The following is a 20,340-nucleotide window of genomic DNA, read 5'->3' on the forward strand; positions in this document are numbered from 1 at the left end:
GGCATTCATGAGCACAGCGGATGAGGTCGGGGCCAGCAACAGCGCTGGATCGTCCGGCTTCCGGCGCTGGGTCCGGCTCGTGCCGGCGCTCCTCCTCGTCGCGAGCGCGACGTTCGTGGCGGCCTACTACGTTCCGCTCCGCCGCGCTCACCTGCTCCTGATCGAGGAGCAGCGAAGGTCGAACCAGCGGGGCAAAGACCTCGAACAGACGCTGAGCCAGGTGCGCGGAGAGCTCCAGCAGAAGACGGCGCAGGTCGAGAAGCTCGAAGCGGAGCGACGGCAGACCGAGGACGCCAAGAAATCGGGCCTCGCGCGGGTCGAGCAGCTCAAGACCGAGCTCGCAGGGAAGCTCGACAAGCAGATCAAGAAGGGGACCGCGGTCGTCGCCGTCGCGGACGGTCAGGCGCTCGTCGCGCTCCCGGAGACGGCGGTGTTCCTCCCCCACAAGCTCGACGTGAGCCCGCAGGGCCGCGCCCTCTTGTGCCATGTCGCGGGCGCCGTCGCGGCCATCGGCCAGGCGCCGATCCGCGTCGGCGCGGTCAGCGGCCCTCCGGACCTCGAGTCGCCCGCGCTGCAGAGCGGCTATCCGACGCCGTGGGCGCTCTCCGCGGCCCGCGCGGCGAGCGTCGCGCAGACCCTCCAGGACGCGTGCTCGCTGCCAGGAGCCCGGCTGTCCGCGGTCGGGCACGCCGAGCACGACCCCGCCGGCGCCGCGCTCGGAGAGAGCAAGCTGCCCGCGGGGCGGGTCGAGATCTCCATCGCGCTGCCGGGCGAGCCGGGCGACGCGAAGTGACCGGCGCGCGGAGGCGCGGCGCGCCCGCGGCTCAGCGCGGGTCGCGCAGCGCCTCGGCGCGCCGCGCCGCCGCGCGCCGCAGCGCGCCCGCGTCGACGTGGCGCGCGCCGGCGGCCGAGCAGCGGAGCACCCGCTGGAACGCCGCCCGCGCCTGCGCCCGCTCGCCCCGCGCCAGCAGCGCCTCCCCGAGCAGGAACCACCCCTCGAGGTGCTCCGGATCGGCGTTGAGCAGCGCCGCCAGCACCTGCTCCGCCTCGTCGGCGCGCCCGGCGCCCAGCAGCCGGGCCGCCGCCTCCGCGCCGGGCTCCCGCGCCGCCGCGCCCGCGCCCGCGCCCGCTGACGCCGGCCCCTCCTCGGCCTGCGCGCCGGGCGCCCGCGAGCTCGCCGGCTCGACCCCGCTCGACGGCTCCACCCGGCTCGCCGGCGCCGCCCCGTCGCCGCCCTCCGGCCGCTGCAGCCAGCCCGGCGCCGGGCCCCGCCGGAGCTCCGGCGGCAGCGGCAAGATACCCTCCGCCGGCGACAGGACGACGTGGCCGCCAGGGACGAGCTCCGCGGCGAGCCGCCCGAGCACGCGCGGCACCTGGTCCCGCTCGAAATAGATGAGGACGTTGCGGCAGAGGATGACGTCGAACGGCCCCGCCCCGAGCGCCGGCTGCGCGTCCGTCAGCGACGCCACCTCGAAGCGCACGCGCCGCCGCAGCGCCTCCGGCACTCCCTCGGCCCACGGCGCCGGCAAGGGCGCGCCCACCGAGCGCCGCTGCGGCAGCAGGCCGCTCCGCGCCACCGCGATCGCGACCGGGTTGACGTCGGTGCCCAGCACCGCCGCGTCCACCCCCGCCGCCTCCGCGCACGCGGCGGCGCTGTACGCCTCCTCGCCCGTCGAGCAGCCCGCGCACCAGAGGCGCAGCGGGCCCGGCCGCCGCGGCGCGAGGTCGGCCAGCACGCGCCCGAGGCGCTCGAACTGCTCCGGGTGCCGGTAAGCCGCCGTGTGCCCGATCGTCGCGGCGTCGAGCAGCATCGCCAGCGAGGCCGCCTCCCCGGCCTGGCCCGCGCGCTCGACGTACTCCGCCTCGCCCAGCCCGGCCCGCTGCGCGCGCTCCCGCACGTGCAGGTAGAGCGTCTCGGGCCACCGCGACGGCGCGTGGCCGAGCCGCGGCGACAGGACCCGCGCGAGGGCGCGCTCCAGCGGGCGATCATCCATCACCGAGCACCCACCTCCGCGCGAGCTCGACGAAATCCGCGACGCGGATCGGCCTCACGCGCGGCGACGAGAGCAGCGCCGCGCGCGGCATGGCGGGCGCGCTGCACTCCGAGGGATGCTGCGCGAAGCCGAGGCCCCCGCCGTCCACGAGCGCCGGCAGCGCGCGGGCGCCGTCGCTCCCGAGGCCCGACAGCACCAGCGCGGCGACCCGCCGGGCGAGCGGCGCCGCCGACGCGAACAGGACCTCCGCCGACGGCCGGTGCCCGCCCACGGGCCCGTCGCCCGTCAGCTGGATCCGCCCGCGCCCGTCGAGGGCCATGTGCGACCCCGACGGCGCGAGCAGGAACTCCGGCGAGAGCGCGTCGCCGGCCCGCGCCGGCCGCGCCCGCGCGCCCAGCGCGCGGAGCGCCCGCGCGAGGTCGCGCTCCCGCCGATCCGGCAGGTGCTGCACGACCAGCACCGGCACCTCGAGGGGCCCGAGCCCCCGCGCCAGCGCCTCCAGCGCGGGGATCGCCCCGGTCGAGCCCGCGACGAGGATCACGCGCCCGCCCCGCGCCGCGACCGGCCGCCGGGCCGCGCGGAGCACCGCGGCGCGCAGCCGCGCCCGGGCCGGGGCGCCGGCGAGGTCGCGCTTCTCGAGGCCGTCGACGGCGCCCTGCGCCAGCGCCTCGCGGACCGCGGCCGAGCCGCGCGGGAGCGAGCTGACCACGATCACCCCGGCGCGGGCGGCGACGGCCCGGATCACGGACAGCCCGTCGAGCTCGGGCATGAGCAGGTCCACGAGCACGACGTCGGCGATCGCGACCGCCGGCAACGCCAGGAGCTCCGCCCCGGTCCGCGCCCGGCCCACCACGCGGATCCCCGCGTCCTCCTCGAGGATCGCCTCGAGCAGGGCCGCGGCGATGTCCGAGTCGTCGGCGATCACGACCCGCGTCGTCACGCGCCACCGAGGCTTTCCGCGACGATCCGGCGCAGCTCCTCCTCGACGAACCGCTGCTTCGACAGCACGGCCCGCACGCCGAGCTCGCGCAGCGCGGCGACGTTCTCGGCGTGGGTCGCGGCGGTCTGCGTCGTCAGCACCACGACCGGCACCCGGGCGAGCGCGGGCGTGCGCCGGAGCTCCGCCACCATCTCGAGGCCGTTCATGTAAGGCATCTCGATGTCGGTCAGCACCACGTCCGGCGGCGCCGCCCGCGCCCGCGCGAGCCCCTCCCGGCCGTCGCTCGCCTCCTCCACGCGCAGGCCGATCGCCCGCAGGATCCCGGAGAGCAGCTCCCGCGCGACCGGGGCGTCTTCTACGACCAGCGCGAGCGGCTCGCGCTTCGGCGCGGCGGCCGCGGCGCGCGCCGGCGCCTCCCGGGGCGCCTGCCGCGCCCACGCGAACACCCGCTCGACGTCGAGGAGCAGCATCGCCTCGCCGTCCGCCGTCGGCGCCACGCCGCGCACGAGCGGCGAGCTCCACGGCAGCTCCTCCGACCGGACGAGGGCGACGAGCCGCGGGTTCTCGTAGCCGTCCACGCTCACCGCGAACAGGCCCGCGGCGTGGTGCAGCACGAGCGCCGCGTCCCCCGGCGCGGGCTGGCCCCCGTCGCCGAGCACCGCCCCGAGCGCGTAGAGCGGCACGAGCTCCACGCCCGAGCCGCCGGCCAGGCGCACGCGCGGTCCGTCCGAGGTGTGCAGCAGCTCCTCCAGCAGCATCACCGAGTGCACGGCGTGCGTCGGCACCGCGCACCGGAACCGGCCGCAGGTGACGGGGACCACCTCCTCGCCGTGGGGGCTCTTCGGCACGACGAGCAGGATCGTCGTCCCGAGGCCGGGCCTGGAGTCGACCCGGACCTGCCCGCCCAGCGCGCCGATCTCCCGCGCCACGACGTCGAGCCCGACGCCCCGGCCCGAGATCGCGCCGACGCTGCGGGTCGTGGTGAGCCCGTGCGCGAACAGGTACGGGATGAGCTCGGCGTCGTCGAGGGACGCGACGTCCGGCACCGCCTCGGCGAGCACCTCGCGCAGGCGCGCGAAATCGACCCCGCCGCCGTCGTCCTTCACCTCGACCCGCACGGCGGCGTCGGTCTGGACCACGGTCACCGCCACCGCGCCGCGGGCGGGCTTGCCGCGGCGGGCGCGGACGTCCGCCGGCTCGATGCCGTGGTCGACGGCGTTGCGCACGAGGTGCAGCAGCGCCGGCTCGAGGCGGCGCTCCACGGCCGCGTCGAGGAGCCCCGTCCCCTCGACGCGCACCTCGACGTCCTTGCCCAGCATGCGCGCGGCGCTCCGGGCGGCGAGCGACACCTGGTTCAGGAGGCGCTCGGTGCGCACCACCGACGCCCTGCGGACCACCTCGTCGAGCTCGCCGAGCGCGCGCCCGGCCGCGAACTCGTTGCTCGACCAGTCGGCCCGCACGGCGCCGAGGAGGCGCTCGATCTCCGCGCCGTAGCCGAGCGTCTTCGTGATCCGCTCCGCGACCCGGTCCGCGGCGGCCCCCCGGGGGTCGATCTCGACGAGCAGCGCGCGGAGCATGCGCTGCGCCTCGCGGAGCCGCCGCTGGAGGACCTCCCGCTCGCCGTGGAGCCGCTGCATCTCGTGCAGGAGCGCCCCGACCGCCGCGGCGTCGAGGGCCGCGGGCGGGGCGGCCGGGTCCGGCGCGGCCGCGGGGTCGAACCGCGGCGGCAGGGCGCTCTCGGTCGCGGGGGCGCGCGGCGGCGCGGCCTCCCCGGCGGGGGCGCCCGCGCCCGTGAGCTCCGCGTGCGCCGCGCGGAGGGTCTCCTGCACGGGGCCGAGGTCGAGCGGGGCCGCCTCGCCGGCGCTCGCCGACAGGAGCCCGAGCGCCTCCAGCGCGCCGAGGAGGCTGTCGCCGGTGAGCTGCGTGGGGCGCGCGCCGCCCCGCACCGCGTCGATGACGGTCTCGGTCAGCTCGGCGAGGTCGCCGCACGCGGCGAGCTCCAGCATGTGCGCCTCGCCCTTCAGCGTGTGCAGGAGGCGGCGCAGGACCGGGAGGTTGCCGGCCTGGCCCTGCTCGAAGCCGAGCCAGAGGTCGGTCGCCTGGGCCACGCGGTCCGGCATGGCCCGGTGGAACGCGGCGACGAGGTCAGCCCGGCTCCTCATCCGCGTCCGCCTCGTCGCTGGTCGTCGCCGCCGTCTCGCGCTTCGCCCCGGCCGGCTTCACCCGGAAGGCCCTCGCCGTCGCCTTGAGCGCGTGCGACAGCTGGAGCAGCGACTCGGCCGAGCGCGTCGCGTCCGCGCTGCTCGTCAGCGTGTCGTTCACCGCCCCGACGATGTCGACGATCGCGGTCTTCACCTGCGCCGTCCCCTCGCGCTGGTGGTCCACGGCGTCCGAGATCTTGGCGGCGGCGGCGGCCGTGTCTCGGGCCAGCTTGATGCCGTCCTCGGTCGCGAGCACGGACGCGTGGGAGGCCGCGTGCATGTCCGCCACCAGCTTGCGGATGTCGCGCACCGAGTCCATGACGTGCTCGGACAGCCGGCGCATCTCGGCGGCCACGAGCGAGAACCCGCGCCCCACCTCGCCGGCCTTGGTGCCCTCGAGCGCGGCGTTCAGGGCGAGCAGGTCCGACTTGTCGGCGATGCTCTGGATCAGCGACAGGATCTCGCCGATGCGGTCCGAGTGGGAGCTGACGAGGCGCGTCTGCTCCGCGGTGCGCTGGACGCTGACGAGGCTCCGCTGGGCCATCTCGTGCACGGTGGCCGCGTCCTTGGCGATGTGATCGGCGCTGGCGGTCAGGGCCTCCACGGTCCGGCGGATCTCTTCGAGCGCCGCGTTCTGCTGGTTGGCGGTGGTCTCCTGCTCGCGCACCGACGAGAACATCCCGGCCGCGGCCGACGCGACCTCCGACGAGGTGTTGCCGATGCGCGTGGCGAGCCCCTGGAGGCTCGCGACCATCGCCCGGAAGGCGGCGAAGAGCTCCCCGTCGCCGGTGATCTTGCAGGTGAAATCGCCGCCCGCGACCCGCTTCGCCGTCTCCTGGAGCTCGCGCAGCTGGGTGTTCATCCGCTCGAAGGCGCTGGCCATGTCCCCGAGCTCGTCGCCCGAGATCCGGAGCGACAGCCGCGCCGACACGTCGCCGCGGGCGATGCGGTCGGCCGCCTCCTTGATGTGGGCCATCGAGCGGGTCATGCGCGCCGAGATGACCCACGCGAGGCCGAGGCCGAGCAGCATGATCCCCGCCGACTGGAGGGCGATGGTCCTGCGCGCGTCGGCGCGGCGCTGGGCGATCCGGTCGCTGCGCAGCCCCACGGCGAGCGTTCCGAGCTGGCGGTCGCCGTTCCGCGACCGGATCGGCGCCTCGCTGACGACGACGCCCCCGTCGCCCTCGCCCTGCACGTCCGCCGCGCTCCCGGGCGCCTGCACCGCGCCGATCGCGGCGATGCGCGCGCCTTTGGCGTCGTAGACGGACACCCAGCTGACCAGGGGATCGGTCATGGCGGTCCGCAGGGTGTCCGGGAAGGTCTCTGGGGGCTGCTCGAGGTCCATGGCGACGCCGATGGGCTCCTTCAGCATCGTGGCGAGGATCCCGGCGCGCTCGCGCAGCTCGGCCTCGCTGGCCCGCGCCGTGCGGTCGGGGATCAGCCACAGATCGAGCGCCGACAGCACGATGGCGACCGACGCCACGAGGGCGGCGATCTTCCAGCGGATGGAGCGAAAATTGAGCATGGCGGCGGAGGAGGACGAGCGATGAGGATCGATGAGGGTCGCTGATCGATGGCGGACGCTGGAGCAGAGATCGTGAGTCGCGAGCCGTGAACCGTGGATCCTGAGAGGGGCGACGCGCCGTGTCGGCCGGCCGGCGGCCGGCGTCGCGAGGGCCCTAGTCGACGATGCGGGCGAGCCGGAGGAACTGCGGATCGAAGCGGAGGCCGATGGCGTTGGCGTGCTTCACGTTCAAGAGGACCTCGGGCTTGGTGCCGGCGAGCCCCACGGCCACGGCGCAGCCGCGCTTGGTGTCGTCGCCGTCGCCGCACACGACGATGCGGACCACGGCGCCCTCGCGCGGCGGGATGTCCGGGATGGCCGCGGCGAGCCCGCGCGCCACGTAGACCACCTCGGCGCCGCCGGCGCGCAGCGCCTCCTGCAGCTGGGCCTTTCCGGTGTACGTCACGCGCAGAACGGTCGCCTGCCGGCTGGCCACGGTCGTCTTCGCGGCCAGCTTCGAGAGCACGGCGGCCATCGCGTTCGCGTCGTCCGCGCTCTCGCCCGACTCCCCCCCGACGACGGCGAGCACGGCCGCGCCCTTCCGGCTCGCGAACCCGCTCTCGTAGCCGATCGAGCGCAGGAGGATGGCGCCCCTCAGCTCGTACGGGACGGAAGCGGCCGAGCGGCCCTCGGCGCTCGCGGTGGTGACGAGCAGGAGGGCCGTCAGCATTCGAATCGAGGAGCTCGGAAACGCCATGTGTCTCTGATCAGCCTTGAACGACCTCGAACGGGATCTTCGATGCGCGCCGCATCAGGCGCCGATGTCGGGGAGGCGGCGGGCGTCGAGCACCCAGTGCAGGGCGCCGTCGATCTCGGCGAGCCCGACGACGTGGGGCAGCGCCAGGATCTCGGCGAGGAGCTCCGGCAGCGGCCACACGCGCTCCCGGTCGACCTCCACGAGCCGGGGGCGCGCGCAGGCGATCGCTCGGGGGGCGCCGCCGGTCGACAGGCGCACCGTCCGCGTGGCCGGCTCGGGGGCCGCGTCCGCCGCGCGGCCCGGGGCGGGGTCGCCCCAGAGGCAGGCGCCGGGCTCTGGCGCGGGGTCGCCCCAGAGGCAGGCGCCGGGCTCTGGCGCGGCGTCGCCCTCGGCGAGGAGCACCTGCTGCGCTGGCACCGCGCATCGCACCCCGGCGTGCAGCATGGCGACCACGGCCCCCACGTCACCGCTCCTTGCCGGCGAGCCGCCGGACGAGGGCCGGCAGGCGATCGAGGTTGCGCTTCGAGAGGACCGCGTCCGCCTGGACCTCCATCTGCAGCTGCTCGAGCTCGCGCTCGGAGTGCCCGGACATCAGGATGACGCTGAGGTGCCCGAGCCGCTGGTTCTTCCGGAACAGGGTGAGCAGCCGGTCCCCGCGGATGGTCGGCATGAAGACGTCGACGACGACGATCCGCGCCTGATGCCGGACGATGGCCTGGGTCGCCCCGATGGGGGAGGGGAGCGCGACCACCTGAAAGCCGGCCGCGCGCAGCAAGCGGGAGACCTCCTCCCGGGCGATCTCGCTGTCATCGATGACGAGCACCGGCGGGCTCGGCGGCGGGCTCGACGGCGATCTCGGCGGCGGAGACGCGCTCGCGGGGGTCCCCGCTTCATCGACCGGATCGGCCGGCGGTCTGGGCCTCGTCGTGGGAGGCCGGGAGCTCGGATCGCTCATCGACCCAACCAGGCGGCCGGATCGCCGCGCGGCGCGACGGACGGCTGCGGCGCGCCCTCGGAAGCGTCGAGCAGGTGGATCACGTCGAGGAAGGTTACTACTCCCTCGCTGGTGTCGACCACAGCTTTCGGCGCGAGCTCTCCGAACACTTTTACCGCGGCAACACACCGCGTCTTGCCGGCGGGCAAACCCAGGTGACCCCGCTGCGTGCGGCAGACGACGATGCGGAGCGGCGCGGCCGCCGGCGCGGCGAGCGGGGCCGACACGATCACGATGATCCTGCCGCGGTCCTGGAGGATGCCCATCACCCGCGGATCGGCGCGCGGCAGCGGCAGGGGCGTGCGCCACGCGATCACCTCTTCGACCTGCTGCGCCCTCAGGGCGAAGGTCACCGGGCCGAGCTCGAAGAGCAGGAGGTCGACAGCGGCCCTCTCGCGCGGCCCCTTGTCCGGGGCGTCGTCGCGCAGGTCGAGCAGCGCGTGAACGTGCGTGAGCGCGTCGGACAAGGTGTCCTCGGTGTACCACAACGGCTGAGGCCGGGGAGCTGGTTTTGCGCTCGCCCTCGTGGATTCATGCGGTATCGGGCGTCTTCTGACTCACCAGGCCAGCCGCGCTTGCCTCACCAGGCCAGCCGCGCTGTCCTGCGGCGCCCTCTCCCTCCCATGCGGCGCTCGGGGTGGCGCGCTGCGCCGGGCCCGGGCGGCGCGCTGGCTGAGCGCGCGCGCAGTGACGCCCGCGCGCGAGCCTGACCCCAGTGCAGCTGGACGCCTGGCGGCGTCCGTGAGCGGCTTCGGCCGAGGCGCCGACATGGTGGTCCAGGCGGCTCGGCTCGGCGTGCGCGATGCTCCACGGCCGGATCCCGTCATGGAAGCGGCTTCAGCTCCTCGTCTGGAACCCGCCAGGCGTGGTGAACGTCCGGAAGGCCGCGTCGAGGCCATCCGGAACGTAGATCACGAGCGGAAGCTTGGAGTTGTAACGGACCATCTCTCTCTCACCGAAGACGCGCTCGGTCTTTGTCGGCGTGTTTCCGCAGGCGACGAGCGTGCCCACGATCGCGCCGTTGCTGTTCACCTCCCAGTAGGGGTAACCCCAGCCTTCGATCGTGCCTTCCTTGATCGTGCCGCTGACCGACTTGAGATTGCAGTCTGAATTCTCCAGCAGCTTGGAGAACGAGATCTCCACGCGCGCGCGGTCCTCGTCCGCGAGCTGAGGGAGATCGATGACGATGCGACGTTTGCCGTTCATCGTCTGCGGATACGGCTTCAGATTCTCGACGTCGTAGGCGGAAGCGGGCGCGGCGAGCAATGTGGCGGTCAGCAGCAGCATGAAACGTTTCATTGGAGTCTCCTTTCTGTTTGATGCGCAAAATGTGTCGTCGGTCAGGCGCGCGGCGAGCGCGAGCGGCTCGTGGGTCCCTGCCGGCGCGCCCTAGGCCGTGATGAGCTTGCTTCTGGACGTGGTAGCGTGAACGCGGCAGCTGGCGCCGCCGCGGGGGACTTTGCACGGTCCATTCCATGCGCCGCCTGGCGCGGTGAACCCGAGGAGGCGCGGCTCAGCCTGGGAGGTGCCTGGAGGGTGGGGGGCGCCTCGCGTGGAGGCGCGCTCCGCCGTGCGGCTTGCTCGAGCGAGCCATCGCCTGCTCAGGGCGGCAGGGCTCGACGAACGGGCTCATGTTTCAGGAGCTCACGCAGCACGCCCGTGCGCGCGAAGACCAGGGCCCCGTGCGCTCGCTTGCTCACATGGGCTTCCTCTTGCGCAGCGACCTGAAGCCACCGCGCATCGACGCTCGGCGTGGGTGGCGACGCGCTCGTCAGGGCATCGGGTACACGAGCGAGACCCCAGCGGCGCACATCTCGTCGAACGTGTTCCCCTCGCCGTAGGCCACGTCGATCGTCGAGGTCATGTGAGCCTCCTTGAGCGCCTTGACCACGTACGGGTTCTCCGTCGAGTTGTTGAACGTGCACCGGATCTGGAGCACATCGCCCGGATCGAGCGTCGGCAGCGACTCGATGGGCGCGTCGTACGCGTACGAGCGCTGCCACGCGAACTCCCACTTCGGCGCGTGCGCCAGGCACTCCTCCTCGGGTTGATCGGGCGAGCCGTTCGCCCGCGTGACCGTCACCTTCTGGTCGAAGCCCAGGTAGTGCATGTGCAGGAGCTGGCCATAGACGCGCGTGCCCGGCGGGATCGGTACCTCTTCCGCCACGGGCGAGTCTGCGGCCGGGACCGTGAACTGCTGCGTCTCCACGTGAGCCTTGCTGTCCGCGGGGATCAGGAACTCGACGCCGGCCTTGTCGCCCGGCCCGGGCAGCAGCCCGAAGCCAAACTCGTTGACCGGCTCATCGTAGTTGCCGATCAGGTGGTACAGGAAGCCGTACTTCGGCTTCTCTCTGGTGAGCCTGAGCTGGATGCGCGTCAGGTCCGGGTCGGCCGTCGTGCCGGCGGGGTGGTAATGGATCTGCATCACGATGAGCGACCCTTTCGGGATCGCCTGACCCACCCCGTCGGGCAGGTCGACGGGGTCGGCGCCGGGAGCCCAGGCCGCGAGCAACCGGAGATCCCCCACGATCGCGTCCCCCTCGACATCGCCCTCGCCGCACGGAAAGCTCCCGTCGGGGCCGGCCAGGTCTGCGGCCGACCGCGCCGGATCGATGGCGATCACCCCGTGATGAACGACCTTGTTGTTGCCGGGAACCATCTGTATACCATTCAGGTACTGGTCCTCGGCGAGCTCGGGATCGATGACGAAGCAGCGGAACTCGTCCCGCTCGCCGGAGGTGACGTAGGGCTCCTTCGGATGGACCTCGAGGGTCGTGCCCGGCAGGTCCGGGCTCTTCGGCACGAACGCGGCGGGCGCGTCCTTCGGATCTCCCTCGGGGCAGCCGGCCTCGCTCCAGGCCTCCAGCGTGCTGATCTCCTCGTCGGAGAGGCGGATGTCGCCCTTCCACGCGTGGCGGGTCGAGCACTCGTCCGTGTCACGCACGGCGAAGGGCGGCATCGTGCCCGCTTTGATCGTCTGGACCATGAGCGCCGCGACGGCCTTGGCGTCGTCGTACGAGGTGATGCTGAAGGGGGCAATGTTGCCCGCGGAGTGGCAGCCCATGCAGCTCCTCTGCAGGATGGGCTCGACGTCTTTGTGAAACGTGGGGCTACTCCCGGTAGCGTGAGGCTCCGTGCGCTCGTCGCCCCCCGAGCAGCCGGTGAACGAGGCGGCGACAGGGAGGGCGAGGGCGACGGCGAGGACGGGCAGCGAGGCTCGGGCGGCGGAACGCGAACGCGATGAAGCGAGCATGAGACCTCCGGGCAGCCGGGCCCTTCACGAAGGAAGGGGCCGGGCGGTCGGTGAGAAGCGACGGGCGATGGCTCCCCGTCCGTGCCCGGAGCGCGCCGGATCGTTCAACGCTTTTTCGCGATGGTCGAGTCCGGATCACGGCTCTCCGGGCACCGTGGCCCGTCATGGATTCTCCCTCGGACGGCGCAGGTGATCGGTCGCGAGCCGCTCGACGGACGCTCGTCGCCATCGTCGCCGGCTTGGCCCTACGCCTCGCGACGTGCAGCGCGGAGCGCCTCCCCGAGGGACCAGACCGAGATCGCCAGCAGGGCCACGTCCTTGATCAGGAACTGACCGAGCGCGCCGATCGCGGGGAACCCGCCGATGTCATCGGCCCACACCCCGGGCGTCGTGATCAGGAAGCTGAGCGTGCTCAGGAACGTCAGCACCCCGAGCAGGCTGCCGACCGCCGCGATCCGAGCGGACCACGGCCGGGACAGGATCGCGAGGCCGATCGCGATCTCGGTGATGCCGAGCAGGTTGGACATGCCCTGGAACCCCAGCACGGGATACGTCCAGGAGAACAGCGGGCTGTTCTCGATGAAGGGGCGGATCGCCTGCGCCTCGAGCCCGGTGAACTTCATGCCGCCGATCCACAGCAGCGTGAGCGCCAGACCGGCGCGGAGCAGGCGGCCGCCGAGGGCCTCGATCCGGACGCCCCACTCGGCTAGAACAACGATCACGTTGATCGACCGAGAAATTAACCGCCAAGGACGCCAAGAAGAGAACAAAATCTTGGCGTCCTTGGCGCCTTGGCGGTTCGAATTTCTGCTCTTTCGAGCGGTTTCAACCCGTTTGTCGCTCTAGCAAGCTCCCCCTCGGCGCTGGCTCGCAGCGGCGTCCGCCCACCGTACCCGCGCTGGTCCCGAGCGGGTTCCTCCAGGGGCGTTCGCGGGGGCCACCCGTGGCGGCCGGCCGGCCCAGCGCGCTGGCTGGGGAAGGCTCGACCCCTCGCCATGAAGGCCGATTCCTGCGCAATCGCGCGGCCGCGCTGGTATCAGGGCCGTCATGACGACGATGCGCGCCAAGCGAACGGTCTCGGCCCCTCGTAGAGCCCCCGGCGCGGCCGCTCCAGCGGTCGCTGCTCCGCGTACGGCGCCGGAGCGAGCCCATGTGCTCGACGTCCCGTTCGCGATGCGCGCGGTCGCGTCCGCGAGCGGCGCGCGCTGGGACGCGGCGCACGGCGTGTTCGTCGCTCGCGCAGAGACGCTCCCGCCGGCCCTCGCGCCGTTCCGCGCCGCGCCATACTCGTGGGAGCGACGCATCGAGCGCGAGCTCAACGACGACCCAGCGCCCGCGCCGGCCGCCCCCACGGGGGCGATCGTCCTCCGCCCGCACCAGCTGGACGGCGTGCGGGCCATCGCCGCCGCGAAGGGCGAGAGGCGCGCCGGGTTCCTCCTCGCCGACGACGTCGGCCTCGGCAAGACGATCACCGCCTGGGCCGCGGTCCTCCGGATGCCGGACGTCGCGACGGTGCTGATCGTTTGCCCGCTCGCCGTCGTCGCGCACTGGCGCCGCACGGTCGAGGCGATGGGCGACGCAGGCAAAGAGATCGTCATCATCAATTATGATCGGCTCGGCAAGCTCTTCGAGGTGACCCCGGAGGCGCGGCGAAGGATCCGATCGAAGAAGGGCCTCGCGCGCGCCGGCAGCGCCGCGGAGTTCGACGTGGTGATCTGGGACGAGAGCCACCGCTGCAAGAACCCGGCGGCGGCGCGCTCCAAGCTCGCGGTGAAGCTCAACGCACGCGCAGGGTTCGTGCTTTGGCTCTCGGCCACCGCGGGGCAGAACCCGCTGGAGCTATCGTATCTCGCGCCGCTCTTGGCGAGCGCGACCGGGAGCCGCTCCGCGGATCTCAAGGACTTCGAGCAGTGGTGCGAAGGCCAGGGGCTCGGGGTCACGCGCGGCGCGTTCGGCAGGTGGGACTGGCGCGGCGATCCGGCGGACTGCGAGAAGGTGCGCGCGCTCCTGTTCGACGGCCGCCCCGCGGTGGGGATGCGGCGTCGCCCGGAGGACGTGGCCGGCTGGCCCGAGATCAACCGCATCCTCACCCCCATCGAGCTCGACGCCTCCGCGCGCGAGCTCTACGCGCGCGCGTGGACCGCGTTCCGCCGGGAGATGGAGCTCGTGCCGAAGGGCGCGAACCCGAGGTCGGCCCTCGCCGCGACGCTGCGCCTGCGGCAGAAGAGCTCGCTCATCCGCGTGGCGGGCACCGTGGAGCTCGTGCGTGAGCTGCTCGACAACGGGCATCAGGTCGCGGTCTCCGTCGCCTTCCTGGAGACGCTCGAGGCCGTGCAGGCCGCGCTGGCCCGCGAGCGCGTCCCGTGCGCGCTGATCCACGGCGCGATGCCGGCCGGCGAGAAGGAGGCCGAGCGCCTCCGCTTCCAGCGCGGCGAGCCGCGCGTCGCGCTCTTCACCGTGGAAGAAGGGATCTCGCTCCACCAGGGAGAGCACAACGAGGTCCCGCGCTCGGAGGTGATCCACGATCTGCGGTGGTCGGCGATCCAGATGGCGCAGATCGAGGGCCGCTGTCACCGCGATGGACGTTTCGCGCAGGTCTACTGGGCCTATGCCGACGGCACCGTCGAAGAGAAGATCGCCGCGATCGTGTGCCGCAGGATCCAGTCGATGAAGGCGCTGGTCGGCGACGACGTCGAGACGATGCACGAGATCGAGCGGCTGCTCGCCGGAGCCGATTGAGGCGCGCCCTGCAGTGGAGCCGACGACTTCGCGCTCGAGGCGATGAGCAAGGAGCTCGGCGCGCCTCGCCCACCCTCGTCAACGCCCTCTGCGGTCCTCACTCCGGGAGGGGGGGCACGATCTGGTAATACGAGTTGGCGCCCCAGCACTGGACCATGCCGTTCGTCCTCAGCGCGCAGGCGTGGTCGGCGCCGACGGCGATCTGGGTGAAGCTGCCGGACGGAGCGCTCGCGGTAGCACCATAGATGTGCCCCCAGCAGGTCACCGTGTTGTTCGACCTCAGCCCGCAGGAGAAGTAGTTGCCGACGCCCACCTGGGTGAACGTGCCCGACGGCGGCGTGGCCCGGCCGTACAGATCGATCCCCCAGCACTTGATCGTGCCATCTGCCTTCAGCGCGCAGCTATGCGCGTAGCGCGTGCTGACCTGGGTAAACGAGCCCGTGGTCTGGTCGGCGCTCTGACCGGAATAGTTCTCTCCCCAGCAGTTGATCGTGCCGTCCGCCATCACCGCGCAGGCGTTCAACAACCCCGCGCTGATCTGGGCGACCGTGCCGGAGGGAGTATCGACCGTCTGGCCATGGTCGTGGTAGGGGTCCTGCCAGCAGTGCGCCGTGTGGTCGGTCCTGATCCCGCAGGTGTGGGAGCCGCCCGCGCTGACCTGAAGGAATTGGCCGCTGGGCACGGTGAGCGTATCGGCTTCGAGCGATCCCTGGCACGCCACCGTGCCGTCCACCTTCACGCCGCACGTGTGGGTCTGGCCGGCGCTGATCTGGGTGAACGTGTGCGGGCTCTCGTCGCTCCGGCCGTCCCAGTTGGCGCCCCAGCATTTCAGCTTCTCATCGGCCTTCAAGCCGCACGTATGATCCCTGCCCGCGGTGATCTGGGTGAACACGTCGGTGGGTGGCACGGTCCGGTCCGACATTTCCCATCCCCAGCAGTGCACCCCCATGTGGATATCTACGCCGCACGTATGATCCCTGCCCGCGCTGATCTGAACGAACTTGCCGACCGGCTCCGAGGTCTGGTTGTGCGTGTTGTTCCCCCAGCAACGTACGTTCCCGGAATCGGTGATTGCGCAGCTATGTCCCATCCCTGAGGTGACCTGCCTGAACGTGCCGGTCGGCGTCGAGGACTCCACGTCGTCCGCGCCCCAGCAAACCACTGTACCGTTCGGCCTCACGCCGCAGCTATGGTTGCCCCCGGCGCTGACCTGGATGAACGAGCCGACCTGCTGGGCGGACTGGCCCTCGCTGTTTGCGCCCCAGCAAACCACCAGGCCGCTCGTCCTCAGCGCGCACGAATGGCTGCCGCCCGCGCTGACCTGCGTGAACGTCCCGGTGGGCGGCGCCAATTCTAGAGAGGAGTCGATGCCCCAGCAAGACAGCGTGCCGTCGGTCTTCACCCCGCAGCTATGGTTGCTGCCCACGCTGACCTGCGTGAACGTCCCGGTGGGCGGCGTCGACTTATCGAAGAGGTCGCTGCCCCAGCAGGACACCGTGCCGTCGGTCCTCACGCCGCAGTTGTGACTGTCGCCCGCGCTGATCTGGGTGAACGTCCCGGCGGGCGGCGTCGCTTGTAGAGAGGAGTCGCTGCCCCAGCAGAGCACCTCGCCGTTCGGCCGCAGCACGCAGGAGTGCCAGCCGCCCGACGAGACGATGTTCCGCCCGAAGGTGTCGCTGGGAGGGTTCGTCACCCCGGCATCCACGCCCCAGCAGACCATCGCGCCGTCAGTCCGCGTGGCGCAGTTGTTCCCGTACTGCACGCTGATTTCGGTGAACGTGCCCGTGGGGGGCAACACTGAGACATCGTACACAGAGCTGTTGCCCGAGCACGCGATCTCTCCGTTCGTCTTCAGCCCGCACACGTGGTTATCTCCCACGCCGACCTGGGTGAACGTGCCGGAAGGGGGCGAAAACAACGACGACCCCCAGCAAGCGATCGTGCCGGTCATCGTGACGCCGCAGCCGCGGCCACCGCCGACGCTGATCTGGCTGAACCTCGAGGAGAGCGACAAGGAATTCCCGGTGTACCCTTGCCCCCAGCACACCACATCGCCGTCCGCCTTCAGCCCGCACGAGAAGTGGAGCCCCGCGTCGACCTGGACGAAGGTGACGCCAACGGGCGGCGAGGCTTTGTCGAGCGTGTCATCTCCCCAGCACACCGCCGTGCCGTCCACTTTCAGGCCGCAGGTGTGGAAGCGGCCTGCGTCGACCTGCACGAACTCCTCGTTGGGCGCGTCGAGCTGACCTTCGTTGTTGCGCCCCTTGCAGTATACTGTGCCATACTCGTACAGCGTGCACGTGTGATACCTGTCTACGCTCACCTGATAGACATTCTCGTCAGACCATGTAGACTGGCCCTGAGCATTGCCCCCCCAGCAGGCGAGCGTGGCGTCCGGCTTCACCGCGCAAGCATGGGCATAGCCCACGCTCAAGCGAGGCTTGCGGGCGCGGATGTCGAGCGGCGTGTCGTCCGACACGAGCGCCTGCGGGGCCGCGATGAGCTCGGAGTCGTCCGCGGCGAGCTGCCCGGGCTCGTCTCCATGGCACCCGAGCACGGACAGCGCGACCGCCGCGAGCGCCAGCCAGACAGAGGGCCTCCGCGCGGATGCATCGCGCGGGGGCGGGGTGAAGGGATCGCCGTCGCGCGAGCGTACGGCGAAAGAATCGTTATCTGCTTCGAGGGACATGAGGGAAAGCACCTCCAGGCCGGTCCGGAGCGCCAGACCGGCACGAAGCGACGGACGTAGAGGGAGCGGCCCCGGCGGGCCCGGGTCCGCGGCTGCCCGGCGTCGCGCCGTGGTTCGGACCGGCGCCGGGCGCGCGCCCGTTTTGCCGTTATACAAGCGGCGTGCCAGTCCGCCGCAGGCGCGTCGCCCTCGCCTCCAGGCGCTCCTCGGCGCGCGGCGCCTGCCACGGCCAGGAGCGCGCCGCCCGGGAGGCGCTCCGTCTCGATGACGCCGCGCCGCGTCCCGGGGGGACGTGTCACGCTGTGTCCCGTGACATGTCCTGGTCCCAACGTGACATGTCACGCTGGGGGCCCCTGGGCTCGACGAGCCGAGCGCGCCCCGCGGCGCAGCGGCGCAGCGGCGCCCGGGCGGGCGCGCCGCAGACAGCCGATTCCGCCATCGGTAAGGTCGGATTCATCCGGCGGCAACCTGACGCGAGACTTGCTGGTATCATGTCTCGCTTGGATGATGCGCTGATTCGGGAGCGCGCTTTCTGTCGCACGTCGACTGGTCATGGCCCGAGAGCATCGACCGCGACCGGAGCGAGTCCGCGCTTCGCCTGTCCTTCGTCGATGGCGCGCGCAACATCGTGCTCGAGGTCCCCCTACTTTGGTACAGCGCGGGGACGCGGCCGACCGCTCACCCCGGACAGGCCGCGTCGCACCCCTTGCCGCCGCAGTCCACGCCGAGCTCGTCGCCGTTCTCCACGCCGTCCTTGCAGCTCGGCTCCTCGCACGCGCCGGCCCAGCAGACGCCGCTCGCGCAGTCATCTCCCGACGTGCAGCCGCCGCCGTCCGGGCAGCGGCGGGGGCATGAACCGCTGCAGTCCACGCCGGTTTCGTCGCCGTTCTTCACGCCGTCGTCGCACGTCGGCGCCTTGCAATGCGCCATCGCGCAGACCTTTGATTGACAGTCCGTACCGGCGTCGCATGGATCCCCGTTCCTGCACGGTTTGCACGCTCCACCGCAGTCCTGGGCCGTCTCTCCGCGCCCAGCATCGAACACCATGTTGACGCAGTGGGCCGGCACGCAGAACACGCCATCACACGCCAGCCCGACCGCGCAGTGCAGCGTGGGATCCTCATCGAGGCACTCGACGCACCGCCCCTCATGGCACCGACCCGAGCCCGAGATCGGGCAGATCACCCCGTCGAGCAGCGCGTTGAGCGGCCGGTCATAATCGCAGAGATCGTTCGTGCACTGGTTGCCGTCGTTGTACACGTCGTACGCCGGCACGCTGACCACGCGCCCCTCCTCCGTGCACTCGTCCTGCTTGCAGTCGCCGCGGAGCTGCGAGGCGAGCCGACCCGGCTTGATCTCGAGCTCGCATTTCCCCTCGACGCAGCGCCCCGCGCCGCACCGCGGATCCGGCGGACCAGGGCACTCCGCGTCGGTCTCGCACTGCGCCGACGGGTCGATCACGCCAGAGCACTCCGCCGTCCCCTCCGCGCACTCGTCGCAGGGCCGGCACATCAGGAAGCAGCCTGGCTCCTCCTCGCCGCGCGCGCAGCAGACCACCTTGCCCGGCTCGGCGCACGTGCAGCGCTCGTTGATGCACACCGTCCCCGGCGCGCTCTGCCCCTCGGACAGGCAATCGTCCGTGGTCGCGCAGTCGCCCCCCACGTACGGCTCGTCACCACATGCAAAAGAAAGCGCCACACCTGTGAGAAATAAAAAGCCACCGATACAAAGCTTGACAGAGCTCATCGTACGTCCAGTCCTCCGGCACAAGGCTGGGCAGCCGGCAGCCCCGGCGGCCCCAATCCGCCGGGAGAGTCGTTGGCCTGATCCTCGAACGGGCTCACTATGCCGCGCTCGGCGTGCGGCCGTCACGCAAGTTTTCGCCAGCGAGCGGCGCGCGGACGCCGCCGTCCGGTCACGCGCGGGTCAGGCCAGGATCGATGTCGAATCCGTGGTTAGAAGACGCCGCTGATCGTAAAGCCATCCGCGGACACCCGCACATCGGCCTGAGCGCGCGGGTAGAACGTGTATCCGAGCGTGACCGCCAGGACCGCGCCTCCGGTGATGAGCCCGGCCACCCCGAGTTGCCGGAAGGTGCGCATCTCGCCGTGGGCCGCGGCGGCCTGCTGGCACATCGGCCAGCGCACGCGGAAGCAGCCGTTCGGCCCCGCGGCGCGGGCGGCGGCGAGGACCGCCTCCTCGCGCTTCTCGGCGCCGATGAGCAGCACGCCGCCGGCCGCCGCGAGGGTGGCGGACAGGCCGAGGCCGCCCGTGACGAGGGTGCCGTCGGGCCGGGGCCACGCTGGCGGAGGCGGCGGGGGGCTGGTCAGCGCCGCGCGCGCGCCTTCGGGGGGCGGCGATTCGGCCGGCGGCGGGGGGAAGGTGAGCCTCACCTCCCGCGTCTCGCCGCGCGGGACGTCGACCTCGGTTGAGGCCGTCTTGCCGTCCAGCGCCGCGCGCACGACGCGGCGCCCGGGCTCGACGGGGACGGGCGCGTCGCCCTCGATCTCGGCCGGCGCGCCGTCGATGGTGACCGTCGCGCCCGCGGGCGCGAGGATGCGGAGCTCGCCGGCGAGCTGGCGCGCGCGGGCGAGGTCGACGAGCCGCGACTCGTAGAGCGCGCGCTCGTCGGGGGTCCGCGGCGCGCGCATGATCTCCTTGCAGAGCGACAGCCAGCGCACGGCGGCCGGCATGTCGCCGATCCGGAACGACAGCGCGCCGATGTTGCAGGCCGCCACCTGGGAGCGCTCGAGCTTCCACACGGCCATCCACAGCTCGCGCGCGTCGGCGAGCCGCCCCTCGTCGACCGCGGTGTGCGCCTGCGCCACAAGCCGGTCGCGGGCGCCGGACGGCGGCGCGGCCGCGGCGCCTGCCGAGGCGGAGAGGAGCGCGGCGGCAGCCGCCGACGCGACGGCACGACGGATGTTCCTGGGCATGGAGACGACCCTCCTTGCGCCTGGCTCGACGTCGCGCGAGCGCCGCGGAGCCGGCAGCCAGGGCGCGCAGGGGCTCACGTACCAGAGGGACGGCGGCCGTGGAAGCAGCAGCGGCACACGGAGGGGGTCGCCCCCCTTCGGACCTGGCCGTGCAGGGGTGGGAGCGGCGGTCGAGCCCCGCCAGATCTGGCCTTATGCCTGCTCGAGGGGGGGTCGACCCCCCCCTCATGCCTGGCCGGACATCTACTCGAGGGGGGGTTCGAACCCCCTCACGCCGGGCCTTCCGGTAGTGGTCGCGTTTGACCCCTCCGCCTGATTGAGGTGGTCGCAGTT

16 protein-coding genes are annotated in these 20,340 nt (G+C 72.5%); 2 read left to right on the top strand and 14 right to left on the bottom strand.

The genetic code is table 11. The features are described from left to right. Nucleotides 1-7 precede the first annotated feature (7 nt). A complete protein-coding gene (locus tag WMF33_RS05655) occupies nt 8-793 on the top strand; it encodes a hypothetical protein (protein WP_437336177.1) in 786 nt (261 codons plus the stop codon). Nucleotides 794-824: 31 nt separating this feature from the next. Here the strand turns inward: WMF33_RS05655 and WMF33_RS05660 are convergent, their stop codons facing one another. The 11 genes from WMF33_RS05660 to WMF33_RS05710 form a co-directional block, all read right to left on the bottom strand. Continuing rightward, complete coding sequence (locus WMF33_RS05660) at nt 825-1,994, bottom strand: CheR family methyltransferase (RefSeq protein WP_437336178.1); 1,170 nt, start codon at nt 1,992-1,994, stop codon at nt 825-827. Continuing rightward, a complete protein-coding gene (locus tag WMF33_RS05665; protein ID WP_437336179.1) occupies nt 1,987-2,934 on the bottom strand; it encodes a chemotaxis protein CheB in 948 nt (315 codons plus the stop codon). Before WMF33_RS05665 ends, WMF33_RS05660 begins: the two co-directional genes overlap by 8 nt. Then, the gene (locus tag WMF33_RS05670) at nt 2,931-5,096 is read right to left on the bottom strand and encodes a response regulator (RefSeq protein ID WP_437336180.1); all 2,166 of its coding nucleotides are present in this window, start codon (nt 5,094-5,096) and stop codon (nt 2,931-2,933) included. Before WMF33_RS05670 ends, WMF33_RS05665 begins: the two co-directional genes overlap by 4 nt. Further along, nucleotides 5,080-6,660, bottom strand: a complete 1,581-nt coding sequence (locus WMF33_RS05675; protein WP_437336181.1) for a methyl-accepting chemotaxis protein — start codon at nt 6,658-6,660, stop codon at nt 5,080-5,082. The genes WMF33_RS05670 and WMF33_RS05675 overlap by 17 nt, the downstream gene beginning before the upstream one ends. A 154-nt stretch (nt 6,661-6,814) precedes the next feature. After that, nucleotides 6,815-7,369, bottom strand: a complete 555-nt coding sequence (locus tag WMF33_RS05680) for a YfiR family protein (protein ID WP_061624974.1) — start codon at nt 7,367-7,369, stop codon at nt 6,815-6,817. Between the two features lie 81 nt (nt 7,370-7,450). Beyond that, entirely contained in the window at nt 7,451-7,858 is a 408-nt protein-coding gene (locus tag WMF33_RS05685) for a hypothetical protein (RefSeq protein ID WP_437336182.1), read from the bottom strand. Nucleotide 7,859: 1 nt separating this feature from the next. Continuing rightward, nucleotides 7,860-8,219: a response regulator gene (locus WMF33_RS05690; protein WP_020733091.1), complete on the bottom strand. Its 360-nt coding sequence runs from the start codon at nt 8,217-8,219 to the stop codon at nt 7,860-7,862. 128 nt (nt 8,220-8,347) lie between these two features. Further along, nucleotides 8,348-8,857, bottom strand: coding sequence for a chemotaxis protein CheW (locus tag WMF33_RS05695; protein WP_437336183.1), 510 nt, complete (start codon nt 8,855-8,857; stop codon nt 8,348-8,350). 370 nt (nt 8,858-9,227) lie between these two features. Beyond that, the gene (locus WMF33_RS05700; protein ID WP_437336184.1) at nt 9,228-9,677 is read right to left on the bottom strand and encodes an ecotin family protein; all 450 of its coding nucleotides are present in this window, start codon (nt 9,675-9,677) and stop codon (nt 9,228-9,230) included. Nucleotides 9,678-10,161: 484 nt separating this feature from the next. Beyond that, nucleotides 10,162-11,454 (bottom strand): hypothetical protein, encoded by a 1,293-nt coding sequence (locus WMF33_RS05705; protein ID WP_437336185.1) that lies wholly within the window; start codon nt 11,452-11,454, stop codon nt 10,162-10,164. A gap of 434 nt (nt 11,455-11,888) precedes the next feature. Further along, the gene (locus WMF33_RS05710; protein WP_437336186.1) at nt 11,889-12,365 is read right to left on the bottom strand and encodes a YkgB family protein; all 477 of its coding nucleotides are present in this window, start codon (nt 12,363-12,365) and stop codon (nt 11,889-11,891) included. 430 nt (nt 12,366-12,795) lie between these two features. On the opposite strand from WMF33_RS05710, the gene WMF33_RS05715 reads away from it, so the two are divergent. Further along, nucleotides 12,796-14,382: an SNF2-related protein gene (locus tag WMF33_RS05715; protein ID WP_437336187.1), complete on the top strand. Its 1,587-nt coding sequence runs from the start codon at nt 12,796-12,798 to the stop codon at nt 14,380-14,382. 97 nt (nt 14,383-14,479) lie between these two features. Here WMF33_RS05715 and WMF33_RS05720 read toward each other — a convergent pair whose 3' ends face one another. The 3 genes from WMF33_RS05720 to WMF33_RS05730 form a co-directional block, all read right to left on the bottom strand. Next, a complete protein-coding gene (locus tag WMF33_RS05720; protein WP_437336188.1) occupies nt 14,480-17,071 on the bottom strand; it encodes an RTX toxin in 2,592 nt (863 codons plus the stop codon). Between the two features lie 678 nt (nt 17,072-17,749). Continuing rightward, nucleotides 17,750-18,817 carry a hypothetical protein gene (locus WMF33_RS05725; RefSeq protein ID WP_437336189.1) on the bottom strand — a complete coding sequence of 356 codons (1,068 nt, stop codon included), beginning with the start codon at nt 18,815-18,817 and terminating at the stop codon, nt 17,750-17,752. 209 nt (nt 18,818-19,026) lie between these two features. Beyond that, nucleotides 19,027-20,007, bottom strand: a complete 981-nt coding sequence (locus tag WMF33_RS05730) for a hypothetical protein (RefSeq protein WP_437336190.1) — start codon at nt 20,005-20,007, stop codon at nt 19,027-19,029. Between the last annotated feature and the right edge of the window lie 333 nt (nt 20,008-20,340).

The organism is Sorangium sp. So ce394, from assembly GCF_051474665.1.
Lineage (GTDB): Bacteria > Myxococcota_A > Polyangia > Polyangiales > Polyangiaceae > Sorangium > Sorangium cellulosum_D.

Excerpts from the sequence above, each read along its gene's own strand:
- WMF33_RS05655 (WP_437336177.1), top strand. The coding sequence starts at position 8 with ATGAGCACAGCGGATGAGGTCGGGGCCAGCAACAGCGCTGGATCGTCC.
- WMF33_RS05730 (WP_437336190.1), bottom strand. The coding sequence starts at position 20,007 with ATGCCCAGGAACATCCGTCGTGCCGTCGCGTCGGCGGCTGCCGCCGCG.
- WMF33_RS05670 (WP_437336180.1), bottom strand. The coding sequence starts at position 5,096 with ATGAGGAGCCGGGCTGACCTCGTCGCCGCGTTCCACCGGGCCATGCCG.
- WMF33_RS05725 (WP_437336189.1), bottom strand. The coding sequence starts at position 18,817 with ATGAGCTCTGTCAAGCTTTGTATCGGTGGCTTTTTATTTCTCACAGGT.
- WMF33_RS05675 (WP_437336181.1), bottom strand. The coding sequence starts at position 6,660 with ATGCTCAATTTTCGCTCCATCCGCTGGAAGATCGCCGCCCTCGTGGCG.
- WMF33_RS05700 (WP_437336184.1), bottom strand. The coding sequence starts at position 9,677 with ATGCTGCTGCTGACCGCCACATTGCTCGCCGCGCCCGCTTCCGCCTAC.
- WMF33_RS05660 (WP_437336178.1), bottom strand. The coding sequence starts at position 1,994 with ATGGATGATCGCCCGCTGGAGCGCGCCCTCGCGCGGGTCCTGTCGCCG.
- WMF33_RS05720 (WP_437336188.1), bottom strand. The coding sequence starts at position 17,071 with ATGTCCCTCGAAGCAGATAACGATTCTTTCGCCGTACGCTCGCGCGAC.
- WMF33_RS05680 (WP_061624974.1), bottom strand. The coding sequence starts at position 7,369 with ATGCTGACGGCCCTCCTGCTCGTCACCACCGCGAGCGCCGAGGGCCGC.
- WMF33_RS05705 (WP_437336185.1), bottom strand. The coding sequence starts at position 11,454 with ATGGGCTGCCACTCCGCGGGCAACATTGCCCCCTTCAGCATCACCTCG.